Raw genomic sequence first — 16237 nt, 5'->3', positions numbered from 1 at the left:
GATGAACGGCCTCGTGCAACGTCAGCCGATCCACATCGCGCGAGGCATGAGCGCGAAGCGCGCGCTCGCCATCTGGACGGCGCTCGCCGTCGCGGCGCTCGCGGTCTTCGTGGCGTCGCTTGCGCTCGGGAGCGTGAGCGTCGCGCCGACGCGCGTATTCGACGCATTGCTGCCGTCGGCTGACGCATCGTCCGATCTCGCCGTGCAGATCGTGCGCACACTGCGCCTGCCGCGCGCGCTCGCCGGCTTCGGTTGCGGGGCGTTGCTAGCGCTCGCTGGCGCGTTGCTTCAGGTGCTGTTGCGCAATCCGCTTGCCGAACCGTATGTGCTCGGCGTGTCGGGCGGTGCGGCGAGCTTTGCGCTGGTCGCGATGATCGCGGGCTGCGCGTGGTGGATCGTCGATGCATCGGCGTTCGCCGGCGCATTCGTGTCGATTCTGCTGGTGCTCGGTCTCGCACGCGGCGCGCTGTGGCGCGGCGAGCCGCAGGACGCCTCGCCGCGTCTGCTGCTGACGGGCGCGGTGATCGCAGCGGGGTGGGGCGCCGTCATCACACTGTTATTGACGATCGCGCCCGACAGCCGCCTGCGCGGCATGCTGTTCTGGCTGACAGGCGATCTGAACGGCGGCGGCACGCCGTGGCTCGCGCTCGCTGCGTTGTGCATCGCCGTGCTCGCAATCGTCCCCATCGCGCCGCAACTCAACGTGCTGTTGCGCGGCGATGCCGCGGCGCAAGCGCTCGGCGTGCCGGTGATGCGCGCGCGGTTGCGCGTCTACCTGGTCGCGTCGCTTGCCGCTGCTGCTGCCGTGACGACGGGCGGCACGATCGGCTTCGTCGGGCTCGTCGTGCCGCACATGCTGCGTCTCGCATTCGGCAACGATCAGCGGATGCTGCTGCCGGCAGCGGCGCTCGGTGGCGGGGTTGCCGTGATGGGCGCCGATCTGATCGCGCGTACGGTGATCGCGCCAGCGCAGTTGCCTGTCGGCGTGATTACCGCGTTGATCGGCGTGCCCGTATTCCTGTGGATGCTGCTCAGGCGGAGGCGCGCATGAACGCACGCACAAGCGCGCACAAAAGCGCTGCTGCCACGCTGCACGCGGATCAACTGACCTTGCGCGCCGGCTCGCGCACCTTGCTCGATGACTTCACGCACACGTTCTATCCGGGCGAAGTCTGGTGCATTGCCGGGCCGAACGGCGCGGGCAAGACCACGCTCATCTCGACGCTCGCCGGTCTCATGCGTCCAGCGAAAGGCCACATTGAACTTGACGGCATGCATGTGAACGCATGGCCGCTCGCGCGCCTCGCGCAGCGCCGTGCATTGATGCCGCAAACCTCGCACGATGCATTCAGCGCGAGCGTACTCGACATCGTGCTGCTGAACCGCTTCCCGCATCTGGCCGGCTGGGGCTGGGAGCGCGAAGAAGATCGCGCGGCCGCGCATGCAGCACTCGACGCGCTCGGTCTGGCGGATTTCGCTGCGCGCGACGTGCTGTCGCTATCGGGCGGCGAGCGGCAGCGCGTCGCGCTCGCGGCCGTGCTGTGCCAGGACACGCCGCTGTTGCTGCTCGACGAGCCGCTCGCGCATCTGGATCTGCATCATCAGATCGATTGCCTCGAAGCGTTGAGTGGATGGGCGCGCGGCGCCGGGCGTACAGTGATGTTCTCGTGCCACGATCTGAATCTCGCGCGGCGTTTCGCGACGCACGCGCTGCTGCTCGAAGGCAACGGCGTCGCCCATGCGGGACCCTCGCGCGACGTGCTGACGCCCGAGCTGGCCAGCCGCGCGTTCGGCTATCCGCTCGTACTGATCCGCGACGGCGGCGATGAAGCGTTGATTCCTGCGCTGCGCGCAACGTCTCGCAACTGAACACGCATTGAACCGAACTCTTCAAGCAAACACGAACATGACCACTACGCCTTCCCTGCCCATCGTCGAGCCGCTCGAACAGACCTTGCGCGCCGAGCTGCAACGCATCATCGACCTGAAGACCAAGCCGCCCGGCAGCCTCGGCCAGCTCGAAGCGCTCGCACGCCAGATGGGCATGATCCAGCGCAGCACACGGCCTGCCATCACGCGTCCCGCAATGATCGTCTTCGCGGCCGATCACGGCATCGCGAACGCAGGCGTGAGTCCGTATCCGCAAGCGGTGACGGCGCAGATGGTGCTCAACTTTCTCGCGGGCGGCGCCGCGATCAACGCGTTCAGCCGCGTCGCGGGACTCGAACTCGAAGTGGTGAATGCAGGCGTCGCGCACGAGTTCGCGCCGCACAAGAAGCTCGTCGATATCCCCATTGGCCGCGGTACGCGCAACTTCGCGCAAGAGCCTGCGATGACGCGCGACGAAGCACTTGCGGCAATGCGCGCGGGCGCGGACCGGGTTCGTCATCACGCGGCGCTCGGCACCAACGTGATCGGCTTTGGTGAGATGGGCATTGCGAACACGTCGTCGTCGGCTTGTTTGATGAGCCGGCTGTGCGGCGTGCCTGTCGACGATTGCGTCGGGCGCGGCACGGGTCTCGACAATGCCGGCCTCGTGAAGAAGCGCAACGTGCTGGCTGCGGCGCTCGCGTATCACCCGGCATCGGACGATCCGCTCGATGTGCTCGCAACCTTCGGCGGCTTCGAGATCGCGATGATGGCGGGCGCGTATCTCGCAGCGGCAGAGGCACGCATGACGATCGTCGTCGACGGCTTCATCGCGACGTCCGCGCTGCTGGTGGCCGACGCGTTCGCGCCTGCCGTGCGCGAATACTGCGTGTTCGCGCATGCATCGAACGAAGCGGGGCACCGGCGCATGCTCGATCACTTCGGCGCGGTGCCGCTGCTCGCACTCGATCTGCGTCTCGGCGAGGGAACGGGCGCGGCGCTTGCTATGCCTTTGCTGCGCGCAGCCGTTGCTTTCGTCAACGAGATGGCCAGCTTCGAATCGGCTGGCGTCGCGCAACGCGATGCATGATGCGCGACGCGTGCATCAATTCATGCGTGCTAGGCGAAAGAACCGTGGTGAGAAAAATGCGTCGAATCAGCTATGAATGAGCTGCGTTATTTCTTCACCGCGCTCGGCTACTTCACGCGCGTGCCCGTGCCGCGCTGGGTCGGCTACGAACCGCATTATCTGAACGCGGCGGCGCGCTACTTTCCATTGATCGGCGCGCTGGTCGGCGCAGCGGGCGCAATCGTATACATGGCTGCGTTGCGCATCTTTCCGCCGGGCGTCGCGGTGTTGCTGTCGATGGCAACGACGCTGCTCATCACAGGTGCATTCCATGAAGACGGGCTGGCCGATTGCGTCGATGCGTTCGGCGGCGCCTATACCCGCGACGATACGCTGCGCATCATGCATGACTCGCGCATCGGCGCATTCGGTGCGATTGCGCTGATGGTCGCGCTGGCATTGAAGTGGCAAACGCTCGCCGCCTTGCCGCCGCTCTACGCGGCTTGGCTGATGATTGCGGCGCATGCGGCGAGCCGCGCCTGCGCGATCAGCTATCTCGTGACGCTCGACTACGTGCGCGCGGAAGGCAAGGCCAAGCCGGTTGCACAGCGCATGTCACGCAATGCTTTTGGCTGCGCTATCGTTCTAGGTATGCCGTGGCTCTTCTGGCCGCAGTGGCGTGCCGGTTGTGTCGCGCTGCTCGTGCTCATCGTGTTGCGCTTCATGCTGGGCCGCTATTTCGTCAGACGCATCGGCGGATATACGGGCGATTGCCTTGGCTTTGCGCAACAGATCTTCGAACTGGCCATCTACCTGGTGGGACTCGCATGGATATCGTTCTGATCCGCCATCCGGCTGTTTCCGTAGAAGAGGGCGTGTGCTACGGCCAGAGCGACGTCGCGCTCGCCGATGCGCCGGAGGCGTCGGCGGCGGCCGTCGCCGTGCGTCTCGCGACCTTGCAGGTGCCCGCGCCACGCGTGCTGCTGTCGAGTCCGCTCACTCGCTGCGCGACGGTCGCGACTGCGCTCGCCGCTAACTTCGGTTGCGCCTATAGCATCGACGACAGTCTGAAGGAAATGGACTTCGGCACGTGGGAACTGCAGCGCTGGGACGATATCGATCGCGCGTTGCTCGATGCGTGGGCCCAGGATTTCGAAGGCGCCCGCGCGCATGGCGGCGAAAGTGTCGAGCAGTTCGTGGGCCGCGTGCGCGCATGGTTCGACGTGTTCCAGCAGACGCGCGAATTGACGCCCGCTTACGTCGTCACGCATGCGGGCGTGATGCGCGTGATTGCGGCGACCGTGCTCGGGTTGCCCATCGAGCGCTGCCTGACATGGTCGATCGATATGTCGGGTTGCGTCTGGTTGCGCCGCGACGATACGAACCAGCAATGGTCGATCGTGCGCTGGAACGCGTGACCTTGCTCAGTGACCCGCGCGGCGCGAGCGCGCGATATCGAGGTCGTCGCATAGTTGCGCCGCGCCTTGCGCGAGACGCGGTGCGGGGCGATTGATCAGATCGCCGTCAATGGCAAACAGGTTGTTGCGCGCCACCGCCGTCATGGCGGGCCACGCTTTCCATTTGTCGAGCGACGGCAGCGGGCGGTCGGGTTGCGTCGCGCCCGGCGCGGCCGTGACGATCGCTTCCGGATTGGCGGCCAGCACCGCTTCCGTCGATACCGTCGGCACCAGCGGTTCGAGCTTCGCGAACACGTTGCGACCACCGCATAGCGCGATCACATCGCTGATCATGTGCTCGCCGTTGAGCGTCATCAACGGCTCGTCCCATACCTGATAGAACACGCTGACGGCCGGCTGCGTCGAATAGCGCGTGCGCAGCCGTGCGATCTCGCCGCGATAGTTACGTGCCGCTGCGTCGGCGGATGACGAGGTGCCGAGCAGCGTGCCGAGCTTCGTTAGTGATACAGCGATATCGTCGAGACGATACGGCTCGCTGAAGTAAAGCGGAATGTGCAGTTCGCGCAGGCGATCGGTTTGCCGCTGCGCATTGCCATGCCGCCATACGACGATCAGATCCGGCTTCAGCGCGACGATGCGTTCGAGGTCGAGTGACTTGTTGTCGCCGACACGCGGTACCTGTTTCGCTTCCGGCGGATAGTCGCTGTAGGCGACCGCGCCGATGAGCTTCGCGCCGCCGCCCGCCGCGTAAATCATTTCCGTCACGTGCGGCGCGAGGCTGATCACGCGTTGCGCGGGTTGCGCGAGTGTCACGGTCGCGCCCGTGTCGTCGACGACGGTGATGGCCGCGTGCGTGTGTGCCGTAATGGCGAGCGCGCCGGTTGCGGCCAGTGCGCGAAGAGATCGGGAAAGTCGCATCGTTCTTATAGCGCCGTCATCGCCTGCTGCAGGCAGGTTTCAAAGCGGGCCCACTCGCTTTCCGTTGCAGGCAGGCCGAAGCGCACGCTCGCCGGCTCGGCGAAGAAGCGTGTCCAGATGCCATGCCTCGCGAGCGCATCGTGCAGTTGCGCGGCGCGCGCATCGGCGATCCACGCGAAGAGCGGTGTCGAATGCACGACGAAGCCGCGCGCCGACAGCAGTGCAACGAGACGCGCGCTTTCGTCTGCAAGCTGCGCGCGCATGTTCTGCTGCCACGCCGTATCGGCGAATGCGGCGCTGACGGCGTGTCGCGCGGGGCCGCTGACGGTCCATGCGCCCAACGTTTCATCGAGCGATCCGAGCAGTGAAGGGCACGCCAGCACGAAGCCCGCGCGCACGCCCGCGAGACCAAAGAACTTGCCTGGCGAGCGCAGCACGACGAGTGCTTCGCGATGCGTCTGCGCAGCAAGCGACCCGGCCGGCATCGCATCGGCGAACGCTTCGTCGATGATCAGCGTGCCACCGCGTTCGCTCAGCGTTTCATGCCATTGCAGCAGCGTTGCGGCGCGTAGATGTTCGGCCGTCGGATTGTTCGGATTGACGACGACGGCATGCGTGATGTCGTCGGGCAAGGCCGAACGTGTGACGTCGAGCGTCGTCACGCGATGTCCCGCGCGTGCAAACGCAGGCGCGTATTCGCCATACGTCAGCGGCGCAATGCCGACCGTGCCGTGTCGCAGCAGACGAGGCAGCGCGCGGATCGCCGCCTGACTGCCCGCGACAGGCAGCACATGCGATGCGTCCGGTGCGCCGTAGTAGCGCGCCGCGCGTTCGGTGAAGCCGTCGCCGTTGTCGGGCAGACGCCGCCACGCATCGGCGGGAACGGGCGGCACCGGATAGCCGTGCGGATTGATGCCCGTCGACAGATCGAGCCACGCGTCGTAAGGAATTGCATAGCGGCGCGCCGCTTCATGCAGATTGCCGCCGTGCTGAATGGTTTGCGTCATCGTCTAGCTCTGAAACGGCACGCTCAACAGCGCGAGCGCGATGAACATGGCGAGCCACAGGATCACGCTGCGCTCGACCAGTATCAGCGCCGCGTCGACATGCCGCGCGCTCGCCGTGTGACCCGCGCCGAGCGTCGGACGCTGTTCTATCACGCCGTGATAGACGGCCGCGCCGCCGAGCAGCACATTGAGACTGCCCGCGCCGGATGCCATCACGGGTCCCGCGTTCGGACTGTCCCAGCGCGGCGCCTGTTCGCGCCAGCATTGCAATGCGGTGCGCGTGTCGCCGAGCAACGCATAGCTGAGCGCCGTCAGGCGCGCGGGCACGTAGTTGAGCACATCGTCGAAGCGCGCAGCCGCCCAGCCGAAGCGCAGGTAGCGCGGCGTGCGATAACCCCACATCGCATCGAGCGTATTCGCGAGACGAAACGCGAGCGCGCCCGGACCGCCGAGAATCGCAAACCAGAACAGCGCGCCGAAGATCGCATCGTTGCCGTTTTCCAGGGCGGACTCGACGGCGGCACGCGACAGCGCGCTTTCGTCCGCATGCGATGTTTCGCGCGACACGATGCGCGCCGTCAACACGCGCGCCTGCGCGAGATCGCGTTTCGCGAGCGCGCGGCCGATTGGCTCGATGTGATCGTGCAAACTGCGCGCGCCGAGCGCGAAGTAAAGCAGCGCGACGTGCAGCGCGCATGACCAGATCAACGGCAGCGTCAGCACGAGCCACGTGGCGATCAGTACGGGCGGCGCGACCGCGAGCAGCCACGCGAGAATGCCGAACAACCGGCCGCGCCGCCCCGTATTCAGCGCGGCTTCGAGTCTGGCCGCGAGCTTGCCGAAGCCGACCAGCGGATGCGCGCGGCGCGGTTCGCCGAGCCATTTGTCGACGGCGACGGCGGCCGTGGCGAGTGTCGCGACAAGCGGCAAGGACAGCAGCATCATGCGCGGCTCGCGGGTTTCAGTTGCAGCGGCAGGCCCGCGACCATCATCGTTGCTTGCGTGCTGATCGCGGCAATGCGCTGGTTCAGGCGGCCAAGCTCGTCGACGTAAAGACGCGTCGCCGCACCGAGCGGCACGACGCCAAGGCCGATCTCGTTGCTGACGACAATGATCTTCGCCCGTGCTTGTGCAAGCGTCGTTTCGAGCGCGGCGAATCGGTCGAGATAATCGGCCAGCGGCGGCGAGCCGTCGGCAGGGCAGAGCAGGTTCGCGAGCCACAAGGTCAGGCAGTCGATCAGCACACAGTGCTCGGGCCGATCGATCGACGCGATCGCTTGCGGCAGATCGAGCGGCGCCTCGAGCAAGGCCCACTGCGTGGGCCGACGTTCGCGATGACGCGCGACGCGCGCAGCGAATTCGTCGTCGCCGATGCGCGCGGTCGCGACATAGGTCACGGGCATTGCGCTCGCGCTCGCGAGTTGTTCGGCGTGCAGGCTCTTGCCTGAGCGTGCGCCGCCGAGGACGAAGGTGAGGTCGCGGGAAATCATCGCGTGATTGTACCGACAGTGCCATCGTTGAAGCGCGTGGGCTTCAGTGCGATGGGATAATGCGGGCTTCCTCTGTCACCCTGTTCGCGCACACTGTGTCTTCCATTCCCGACGTTCCATCTGAACCGCTCGAAGTGCCACGCGGCACGCTGATGATTCAAGGCACGACGTCCGACGCGGGCAAGAGCACGCTCGTCGCTGGCCTATGCCGTCTCGCGCGGCGCACGGGTGCGCGGGTCGCGCCGTTCAAGCCGCAGAACATGGCGCTCAACAGCGCCGTGACCGTCGATGGCGGCGAGATCGGCCGCGCACAGGCATTGCAGGCGGTGGCCGCGGGCATCGACGCGCATACCGATCTCAACCCCGTGCTGCTCAAGCCGACCAGCGACCGCGGCGCGCAGGTGATCATCCACGGCAAGGCGCGCATGAATCTCGACGCGCGCGCGTATCACGACTACAAGCCCGTCGCGTTCGAAGCGGTGCTCGAATCGTATGCGCGGCTCAAGGCGTCGTACGACACGATTTTCGTCGAAGGCGCGGGCAGTCCCGCCGAGATCAATCTGCGCGAGCGCGACATCGCGAACATGGGTTTTGCGGAGGCGGTGGATTGCCCCGTCGTGCTCGTCGCCGACATCGATCGCGGCGGCGTGTTCGCGCATCTGACGGGTACGCTCGCCTGTTTGTCCGAGACCGAGCAGGCGCGCGTGCGCGGCTTCGTGATCAACCGCTTTCGCGGCGACGTGAGCCTGTTGCAACCGGGGCTCGACTGGCTGGAGGCGAAAACGGGCAAGCCCGTGCTCGGCGTCGTGCCGTATCTGCATGGCCTCACGCTCGATGCCGAAGACATGCTGCCGCGCGAGTTGCGCGCCGCTAACGCGAACGGGGCGGACATGCTGCGCGTCGTCGTGCCCGTGCTGCCGCACATCAGCAATCACACGGATTTCGATGCGCTGCGCGCCCATCCGCAAGTCGATTTCCACTACGTGCGCGCGGGCGGCACGCCACCGGCAGCCGATCTGATCATCCTGCCCGGCTCGAAGAACGTGCAGGGCGACCTGGCGTTCTTACGCGCGCAGGGCTGGGATGCCGTGCTCCAGAAGCATCTGCGTTACGGCGGGCGGGTGATCGGCATTTGCGGCGGTATGCAGATGCTCGGGCGCGAAGTGGCGGACCCGTATGGCGTCGAAGGGCCGCCCGCGACGGTCGCGGGGCTCGGCTGGCTCGACTTCTCGACGACGCTCACGCGCGAGAAGACACTCAAGAACGTGACGGGACGCCTAGCCACCGAAGCGGCCGCCGACATCGCCGGCTACGAGATTCACATGGGTGAGACGCAAGGGCCCGCGCTCGATGCTCCAGCGCTGCTGCTAGCCGACGAGACAGGCAGTCTGCGCCCCGACGGCGCGCGTTCCGCCGACGGCCAGATTCTCGCGACCTACGTGCACGGTCTGTTCGACACGCCGGCCGCGTGCGCTGCGCTGCTCGAGTGGGCGGGGCTGAAGGCAGCCGAGGCGATCGACTATCCGGCGCTGCGCGAGGCGTCGCTGGAGCGCCTCGCCGATACGCTCGCCGAGCATCTCGATCTGAAGCGGTTGTGGGCGGCTGTCGGTTGATTCGTTCTCGACAGGAATTAATCTAAGCCGTCCAGGCGATTTTTCTCACGCATGGGTTCGAATAAAGTCCGTTCCATCGACGGCGCATTCCGCGCGGTCAAACCCGATCCTAAGGAACCGACATGAACCCGACCGTCGACAGCAAACCCGAGCTTGCCGCCACGATCCTGCGCCTCGCCCTCGGCGTGATGTACCTGGCGCACAGCCTCCAGAAAATCTTCGTCTTCACGCTGCCGGGCACGGCGCAATTCTTCCAGTCGATCGGCTATCCGGGCTGGCTCGGCTATCTGACGGCCTTCGTCGAATTGGCGGGCGGTATCGCGCTGCTGCTCGGCGTGCAGGTCCGCTGGGTCGCGCTGGTGCTGCTGCCGTTCATGCTCGGCGCGCTGTCGGTGCATCTGCCGAACGGCTGGGGCTTCGCGTCGCCGCACGGCGGCTGGGAGTACCCGGCGTTCTGGGCGGTCACGCTGATCGTTCAGTCGCTGCTCGGCAATGGCCTGTATGCGGTGGGCGGCGTGAAGGCGGCGTCGATTGGCCAGTCGCGCAAAGCGGCCTGATCTTGCAGCAGACGGCTGGCGCAGCAACGCCAGCCTGCCATTGAAACGGCGCGCAGGCCTTCCCGCCTCGCGCCGTTTTGCCGTTTCAGAGCATCAATGCTCAGTACAAGACAATCTGCGTGCAGCGGAACAAGGCCATCGTCTTGCCGTCGGGCGCCGTCACGGTCGCGTCCCATACCTGTGTGCTGCGGCCCAGATGCACGGCCTTCGCAACAGCGCGGATCGTCCCTTCCGTCGATGTCCCGACAAAATTGCTCTTCAGCTCGATCGTCGTGAAATTGCGCGCATTATCGGGCAGGTGCGCGAGGCACGCGTAGCCGCAGGCCGTGTCGGCGAGACCGATCACGGTGGCCGCGTGCAGGAAGCCGTTCGGCGCGAGCAGTTCGCTGCGCACGGTCAGTTCGGCCGTCAGCGTGCCTTCCTCGAGGCCGGTGACGCGCACGCCCAGCAAGCCCGGCAGCGAGCCTTTCTGGCGTTCGTGAAGCCGTTCGATCGTGTATTCGCTGCGCAGTTTGCTCATGGTCATCGTTCTCGAAAAAAGGGGCTGGAAGCGTCCCTCAGGCGTGTAGGGACTTCGGCCTGACGGGTTTTGCCGATATTATCAACGCCTGGAACCCATCGGCCACGCCGCGCGCGCAGGCAACGGATCGGCACGAACCGTCGCAGCGAGCTTCAACGCGCGGGCGGGCCGGAAGTCGAGCGGCAAACCGGCTGGCCAGCGCCAGCCATCTTCCCGGGAGAATTCATGACGGTGATCGTGGTGGCGAATCCAAAGGGCGGCGTGGGCAAGAGCACGCTGTCGACCAATCTGGCTGGCTATTTCGCGGCAGAAGGCCAATGGGTCGCGCTCGCCGACCTCGACCGGCAGCAGTCCGCGCACGCATGGCTCGATCTGCGTCCGGAGACCCTGCCGGCCATCGAAACCTGGGAGGTCGATCCCGATGCGCCCGCGAAGCCGCCCAAAGGCCTCGAGCAGGCCGTGATCGACACGCCCGCCGGGCTGCACGGCAACCGGCTGAACGTGGCGTTGTCGCTGGCGGACAAGGTGATCGTGCCGCTGCAGCCGTCCATCTTCGATATTCTCGCGACCAAGGAATTTCTCGAGCGCCTCGCCAAAGAAAAGGCCGTGCGCAAGGGTGCCATCGAAATCGGCGTGGTCGGCATGCGGGTGGATGCGCGCACGAAGTCGGCGGACCAGTTGCATCGCTTCGTCGAAGGGCTGGATCTGCCCGTGCTCGGCTATCTGCGCGACACGCAGAACTACGTGCAGCTCGCGGCGCACGGGCTGACGCTGTGGGACGTCGCGAAGAGCCGCGTCGAGAAGGATCTGGAACAGTGGGCGTCGATCACCGAGTGGGTCGACGGTAAAGCCGCGAACGGGAAGGGCGGCGCCAAGAAAAGCTAAAGGCGCTTTCGCAAGCGCCTTTAGCTGTGTTTCTGCAGGTGATTCAGGCGGCCGGGGCGATCAGCTCCAGCTTTGCGTCGGCACGTGGTCGCGGCTGCCCTTGATCACGTTGTTTTCGTCGACGAACACCAGATCCGGCTTCCAGCCCGCCTTCAATTCTTCTTCGTCGACGTTCGCGAACGCCGCGATGATCACCAGATCGCCCAGTTGCGCGCGCCGTGCCGCCGAGCCGTTCAGCGAGATCATGCCGCTGCCGCGCTCGCCCTTGATCGCATACGTCGAAAAGCGCTCGCCGTTGTTGATGTTCCAGATATCGATGCGCTCGTTCTCGACGATGTTCGCCGCTTCGAGCAGGTTTTCGTCGATTGCGCACGAGCCTTCGTAGTGCAGTTCGCAGTGCGTGACCACCGCGCGGTGAATCTTCGACTTCAGCATATTGCGTTGCATGGCTTGTCCTTCTGGCCGTCAGATTTCGAGGTTGTCGATCAGGCGCGTCGCGCCGAGCTTCGCGGCGGCGACCACGACGAGCGGCGCGTCCAGTTCGTGGGCGGCGGGCGCGACGAGGTTCGAACGCTTGCGGATTGCGATGTAGTCCGGTTTCCAGCCGCGCGCAGCCAGCGAGGCGACCGCCTCCTGCTCCAGCTTCGCGAAGTCCCGGTTGCCCGACAGCACGGCTTCGCGCACACGCCCGAGCGTGACCGCGAGCATCGGTGCTTCGGCGCGCTCGGCCTCCTGCAGATAGCGGTTGCGCGAGCTGAGCGCGAGGCCGTCGGCATCGCGCACGGTTTCGGCGGCGACGATGTCGCACGGCAGCGCGAACTGCTCGGTCATGGCGCGCACGATCATCAACTGCTGGTAATCCTTCTTGCCGAACACGGCGACACGCGGCTGCACGCACGACATCAGCTTCATCACGACCGTGCAGACGCCCGTGAAGAAGCCGGGCCGGAATTCGCCTTCGAGGATGTCGCCGAGATCGTGCGGCGGATGCACGCGGTATTCCTGCGGCTGCGGGTACATGTCCCGTTCCGTGGGCGCGAACAGCACGTAGACGTTTTCCTTCTGCAGCTTGTCGATGTCGTCCTGGAGCGTGCGCGGATATTTGTCGAAGTCTTCGTTCGGTCCGAACTGCAGGCGGTTCACGAAGATGCTCGCCACCACCGGGTCGCCGTGCTGGCGCGCCAGGCGCATCAGCGACAGATGGCCCTCGTGCAGGTTGCCCATCGTCGGCACGAAGGCGGTGCGGTTCTGGCCGCGCAACTGGTCGCGCAATTCCTGGATCGAGCTGATGACTTTCATGATCGGGCGATGTTGTGAGTCACGCCGACCGCCGGCGGGCGGCAGCGAGGCTCGCGGTTGTCTCGTTCACGCGACGGTGCGCGCGGTGTCGGGAATCCACGTCAAGCCTGAGGCCGGCCATCCGGGGCTGGCTTCGAGCGCGGGATTGTAGTGGATTTATTGTCGTGCTGCACCGAGTTTGGGCGGCGGGGTAAACGCCTGGCATTCCGGATACTGGGACGCGACGCAGGCCTGATAAGCCACGCGCTACGGCGTCCGGACAGCCTGATTTCGGTTCCGTGAACGGCTGCGACAGCGGGAAAACGGCATGCTGCAATGACATCCCCGCGCCGCGGCCGGCAGCCCGTCAGGCCGGCAGATAAGCCAGCCGCACGTAAATCGGCGCGAACGGCTCGGCTTGCGTGATCTCGATCAACGATTCACGCGACAGTTCGAGCATCGCGATGAAGTTCACGACGACGACGGGTACGCCGCGCGTCGTGTCGAACAGTTCGGAAAACTCCATGAAGCGCGCGCCCTGCAGCTTGCGCAGGATCACGCTCATGTGCTCGCGCACCGACAGCTCTTCGCGCGAGATCTTGTGATGCTGGACGAGCTTGGCGCGCTTGATCACGTCGGCCCACGCGGAGCGCAGGTCGTCCGTGTTCACGTCGGGGAAGCGCGGCGTGATGCTCTGCTCGATGTACACCTCGGCGCGCAGGAAATCGCGGCCGAGTTGCGGCAACTGGTCGAGACGCTGTGCCGCGAGCTTCATCTGCTCGTATTCGAGCAGGCGGCGGACCAGTTCGGCGCGCGGATCTTCCGCTTCCTCGCCCGTGTCCGCCTTCTTCACGGGCAGCAGCATGCGCGACTTGATCTCGATGAGCATCGCGGCCATCAGCAGATATTCGGCGGCGAGCTCGAGATTGGTCTTGCGCAACTGTTCGACATAGCCGAGATACTGGTTCGTGACCTCGGCCATCGGAATGTCGAGCACGTTGAAGTTCTGCTTGCGAATCAGGTACAGCAGCAGGTCCAGCGGGCCTTCGAAAGTCTCCAGAAAGACTTCGAGCGCGTCGGGCGGGATGTAGAGATCCTGCGGCAGCTTGAACAGCGGCTCGCCGTACAGGCGAGCGAAAGCGATGCCGTCGACGGTGTTGGGCGTCGAATCGGTAGCGGGCGCGGCGAGCGCTGCGTCGGGCTGTCCCGAAGCGGCGCGGGCCTCGTCGGCGGTGGTCACTTAGAAGTTCTGGTAGTAGACGTACGGATTCTGCTGCACGCGGGCAGCCTGGTTGGATGCGCGCTCGTCGAGGTCGATCGGCTGCTTGTCCCACAGCAGCGAGCGGCCGCGGCGCTGTTCTTCTTCCAGAGTGGGCTTTTGCGCCTTCAGTTGATTCAGGAACTGCGTGATATCCGATTGATACATGGCTCGACGTCCGTGAATGAAGATGACGGCGCCGCGAAGTGCTGATGACGCGGGGCCGCTCGTGCAGGACAGGATTTTACCGCAAGCTCGCCCACCCCAAGCGAAAAGTCGGCGGAACCGGACGGAACCGCGGGCGGCCGGTGGCGTCCAAGCCGGGCGTCCGGCTCGCCGCGTGGCTGCGGGGCATTCACGGCGCGTCCCGTCAATCGCGTGTCGCCACCGATGTGTTCAAATAGCGCTCGTTCCCCTCGCGCCCAGACGGGCCGGGTGTCGGCATTCATCAACAATGGTCAATAAGAGCCGGAGGTCGTGTTTGGCGGGGTGGGCCATCGAGCGGTCGCGCAAGCATCGCACCGAAAGCACCGTGACAGGCCGTCGCGCGATGCCGCGCGCATCGTTTGCGGCGATGCTGTTGCGCGCATGTCTGTCGTGCGGGTTCTGCGTGCTGCTGCTCGTCGCGACGCATGCTCACGCCGCGCGCGCGAAGCCGTCGTACGAGGTCGACGTGGAAGCGGAGCCGCGCTCGTTGCGCAAGCTGCTCGAAGAGCATCTGGACATTGCCCGCTTCGCGAAACGCGAGGACATCAGCCCCGACCAGTTCGAATTCCTCGTGACGGCGACGCCGCAGCAGGTGCGCGATCTGACGTCGACGCAAGGCTATTTCACGCCCGTCGTGCGCACCGACGTGCGCACCGTCGACGACAAAAAGGTGGTGCGCGTCTCCGTCGATCCCGGCCCGCGCACGATCATTTCGTCGATTTCGCTATCGTTTCGCGGCCCCGTGCTGACGGAAGACCCCGAGCAGGAAAACAAGACCCGCTTTGCGTTCTCGCTGCACGAGGGCGAACCGTTCACGCAGTCGGACTGGGACGACGCGAAGGACGCGTCGCTCAAGGCGCTGCAGTCGCGCCGCTACCTTGGCGCGAAGATCTCGCGCTCGGAGGCGCGGATCGATCCGCGCACGCACGACGCGAAGCTGACGGTCACTTACGACAGCGGACCCACGTTCACGATGGGCAAGCTGGACGTCGAGGGCACGCGCCGCTATCCGGAACGTATCGTGACGAACGTGAATCCGATCTCGCCGGGCGAAGTCTACGATGTCCAGCGCGTGACCGAACTGCAGCGCCAGTTGCAGAACACGCCGTACTACGCGAGCGTCGCAATCGATGTCGGCAACGACACGGAAAAGCCACTCGAAACACCCGTGCACGTGAAGGTCAGCGAGTTTCCGTACAACAGCGTGCGCGGCGGCGTCGGCTATTCGACGGATACGGGCGCGCACGTGCAGGGCTCGTATTCGTATCTCGACACGTTTGGCGCGGCCTGGCCGTTTACCGTCGCTGGCCGGCTCGACCAGATCCAGCAGTACGGTCAGGTGACGCTAGCGATGCCGCCCGGCCTGCGAGGCTGGACCAACAGCGCGCTGGTGTCGTACACCAGCACCAACGTGTCCGACACGCGCATCTACAGCTTGCGCGCGGGCGTGCAGCGCACGCGGACGTCGCAATACATCGACTACGCGTACTCGCTGCTCTACTACCAGGACAGGCTGGACCAGAATACCCAGGCGCCGACCACGAGCCGCGCGCTCGTGCCCGCGTGGTCATGGACGCGCCGCAATACCGACGACCCGCTGTTTCCCCGCTCGGGCAACCTGATCCACGTGGAGGCAGGCTTCGCGGTCAAGGGTGTGGCGACCGACCAGACCTTCATTCGCGGCTATGCCCGCGGCCAGCAATACCTGCCCGTCGGCGCGCGTGACCTCGTCCTGTTTCGCGCGGAGCTGGGCGGCGTGTTCACCAGCGGCCCGTCGAGCGGCGTGCCCGCGTCGCTGCTGTTCCGCGCGGGCGGCTCGAACTCGGTGCGCGGCTATGGGTATCAGAGCATCGGTAACAACGTCGGCGGCTCGATTCTGCCGACCAAGTACCTCGTGACGGCGACTTCCGAGTATCAGCACTGGTTCAACCGCGACTGGGGCGCGGCCGTGTTCTTCGACATCGGCACGGCCACCGACGCGTGGGGCGAGAAAGTTTTCTATCCGGGCGTCGGCTTTGGCGCGCGCTGGCGCAGCCCCGTCGGCCCGGTCAACGTCGATCTTGCATACGGCACGCGTAACGGCAGCGTGCGGCCGTATCTGACGCTCGGCATCGCGTTCTGACATCACACTGAATCGACGGCACTTCT

At 65.7% G+C, this 16237-nt stretch carries 18 protein-coding genes; 9 read left to right on the top strand and 9 right to left on the bottom strand.

Annotated elements, in window-relative coordinates; all coding sequences use genetic code 11:
* The first annotated feature begins 1 nt into the window (after position 1).
* The 5 genes from PPGU16_RS12260 (at position 2) to cobC (ending at position 4356) form a co-directional block, all read left to right on the top strand.
* Positions 2–1051, top strand: a complete 1050-nt coding sequence (locus PPGU16_RS12260) for a FecCD family ABC transporter permease (protein ID WP_180720221.1) — start codon at positions 2–4, stop codon at positions 1049–1051.
* Complete coding sequence (locus tag PPGU16_RS12255; protein ID WP_180720220.1) at positions 1048–1869, top strand: ABC transporter ATP-binding protein; 822 nt, start codon at positions 1048–1050, stop codon at positions 1867–1869. Before PPGU16_RS12260 ends, PPGU16_RS12255 begins: the two co-directional genes overlap by 4 nt.
* A gap of 37 nt (positions 1870–1906) precedes the next feature.
* Positions 1907–2959, top strand: coding sequence for a nicotinate-nucleotide--dimethylbenzimidazole phosphoribosyltransferase (gene cobT, locus PPGU16_RS12250; RefSeq protein WP_180720219.1), 1053 nt, complete (start codon positions 1907–1909; stop codon positions 2957–2959).
* A gap of 72 nt (positions 2960–3031) precedes the next feature.
* Complete coding sequence (locus PPGU16_RS12245; protein ID WP_180720218.1) at positions 3032–3781, top strand: adenosylcobinamide-GDP ribazoletransferase; 750 nt, start codon at positions 3032–3034, stop codon at positions 3779–3781.
* Positions 3766–4356 carry an alpha-ribazole phosphatase gene (gene cobC, locus PPGU16_RS12240; protein WP_180720217.1) on the top strand — a complete coding sequence of 197 codons (591 nt, stop codon included), beginning with the start codon at positions 3766–3768 and terminating at the stop codon, positions 4354–4356. The genes PPGU16_RS12245 and cobC overlap by 16 nt, the downstream gene beginning before the upstream one ends.
* A gap of 6 nt (positions 4357–4362) precedes the next feature.
* Here the strand turns inward: cobC and PPGU16_RS12235 are convergent, their stop codons facing one another.
* Genes PPGU16_RS12235 through cobU form a run of 4 tightly spaced genes read right to left on the bottom strand, consistent with a single transcriptional unit; the run spans position 4363 to position 7771 of the window.
* The gene (locus PPGU16_RS12235) at positions 4363–5274 is read right to left on the bottom strand and encodes a cobalamin-binding protein (RefSeq protein WP_180720216.1); all 912 of its coding nucleotides are present in this window, start codon (positions 5272–5274) and stop codon (positions 4363–4365) included.
* A 5-nt stretch (positions 5275–5279) separates the two neighbouring features.
* Positions 5280–6281 (bottom strand): threonine-phosphate decarboxylase CobD, encoded by a 1002-nt coding sequence (gene cobD / locus PPGU16_RS12230; RefSeq protein WP_180720215.1) that lies wholly within the window; start codon positions 6279–6281, stop codon positions 5280–5282.
* A gap of 3 nt (positions 6282–6284) precedes the next feature.
* The gene (gene cbiB, locus PPGU16_RS12225; protein ID WP_180720214.1) at positions 6285–7226 is read right to left on the bottom strand and encodes an adenosylcobinamide-phosphate synthase CbiB; all 942 of its coding nucleotides are present in this window, start codon (positions 7224–7226) and stop codon (positions 6285–6287) included.
* Entirely contained in the window at positions 7223–7771 is a 549-nt protein-coding gene (cobU, locus tag PPGU16_RS12220; protein WP_180720213.1) for a bifunctional adenosylcobinamide kinase/adenosylcobinamide-phosphate guanylyltransferase, read from the bottom strand. The genes cbiB and cobU overlap by 4 nt, the downstream gene beginning before the upstream one ends.
* A 152-nt stretch (positions 7772–7923) precedes the next feature.
* On the opposite strand from cobU, the gene PPGU16_RS12215 reads away from it, so the two are divergent.
* Positions 7924–9384, top strand: a complete 1461-nt coding sequence (locus tag PPGU16_RS12215; RefSeq protein WP_180722619.1) for a cobyric acid synthase — start codon at positions 7924–7926, stop codon at positions 9382–9384.
* Positions 9385–9506: 122 nt separating this feature from the next.
* Positions 9507–9941 carry a DoxX family protein gene (locus tag PPGU16_RS12210; protein ID WP_180720212.1) on the top strand — a complete coding sequence of 145 codons (435 nt, stop codon included), beginning with the start codon at positions 9507–9509 and terminating at the stop codon, positions 9939–9941.
* A 100-nt stretch (positions 9942–10041) separates the two neighbouring features.
* On the opposite strand, the gene PPGU16_RS12205 is transcribed toward PPGU16_RS12210, so the two are convergent.
* Complete coding sequence (locus tag PPGU16_RS12205) at positions 10042–10461, bottom strand: PaaI family thioesterase (RefSeq protein WP_180720211.1); 420 nt, start codon at positions 10459–10461, stop codon at positions 10042–10044.
* 225 nt (positions 10462–10686) lie between these two features.
* Here PPGU16_RS12205 and PPGU16_RS12200 point away from each other — a divergent pair, with 225 nt between their 5' ends.
* Positions 10687–11346, top strand: coding sequence for a ParA family protein (locus PPGU16_RS12200; RefSeq protein ID WP_180720210.1), 660 nt, complete (start codon positions 10687–10689; stop codon positions 11344–11346).
* 60 nt (positions 11347–11406) lie between these two features.
* Here PPGU16_RS12200 and panD read toward each other — a convergent pair whose 3' ends face one another.
* From panD to PPGU16_RS12180, 4 genes are all read right to left on the bottom strand, one after another.
* The gene (gene panD, locus PPGU16_RS12195) at positions 11407–11793 is read right to left on the bottom strand and encodes an aspartate 1-decarboxylase (protein WP_007588587.1); all 387 of its coding nucleotides are present in this window, start codon (positions 11791–11793) and stop codon (positions 11407–11409) included.
* 18 nt (positions 11794–11811) lie between these two features.
* Positions 11812–12645, bottom strand: coding sequence for a pantoate--beta-alanine ligase (gene panC, locus PPGU16_RS12190; protein ID WP_180720209.1), 834 nt, complete (start codon positions 12643–12645; stop codon positions 11812–11814).
* Positions 12646–12991: 346 nt separating this feature from the next.
* Positions 12992–13864 carry a segregation and condensation protein A gene (locus tag PPGU16_RS12185; protein ID WP_180720208.1) on the bottom strand — a complete coding sequence of 291 codons (873 nt, stop codon included), beginning with the start codon at positions 13862–13864 and terminating at the stop codon, positions 12992–12994.
* Positions 13865–14050, bottom strand: a complete 186-nt coding sequence (locus PPGU16_RS12180; protein ID WP_180720207.1) for a DUF3460 family protein — start codon at positions 14048–14050, stop codon at positions 13865–13867. It lies immediately after the preceding gene.
* 313 nt (positions 14051–14363) lie between these two features.
* On the opposite strand from PPGU16_RS12180, the gene PPGU16_RS12175 reads away from it, so the two are divergent.
* On the top strand, positions 14364–16211 hold the full coding sequence (locus PPGU16_RS12175; protein ID WP_180720206.1) for an autotransporter assembly complex protein TamA: 1848 nt from the start codon (positions 14364–14366) through the stop codon (positions 16209–16211).
* Positions 16212–16237 lie beyond the last annotated feature (26 nt).

The organism is Paraburkholderia largidicola (assembly GCF_013426895.1).
Lineage (GTDB): Bacteria > Pseudomonadota > Gammaproteobacteria > Burkholderiales > Burkholderiaceae > Paraburkholderia > Paraburkholderia largidicola.
Note: the sequence above shows the minus strand (reverse complement) of the source record. Positions and strands in the feature narration are given on the sequence as shown.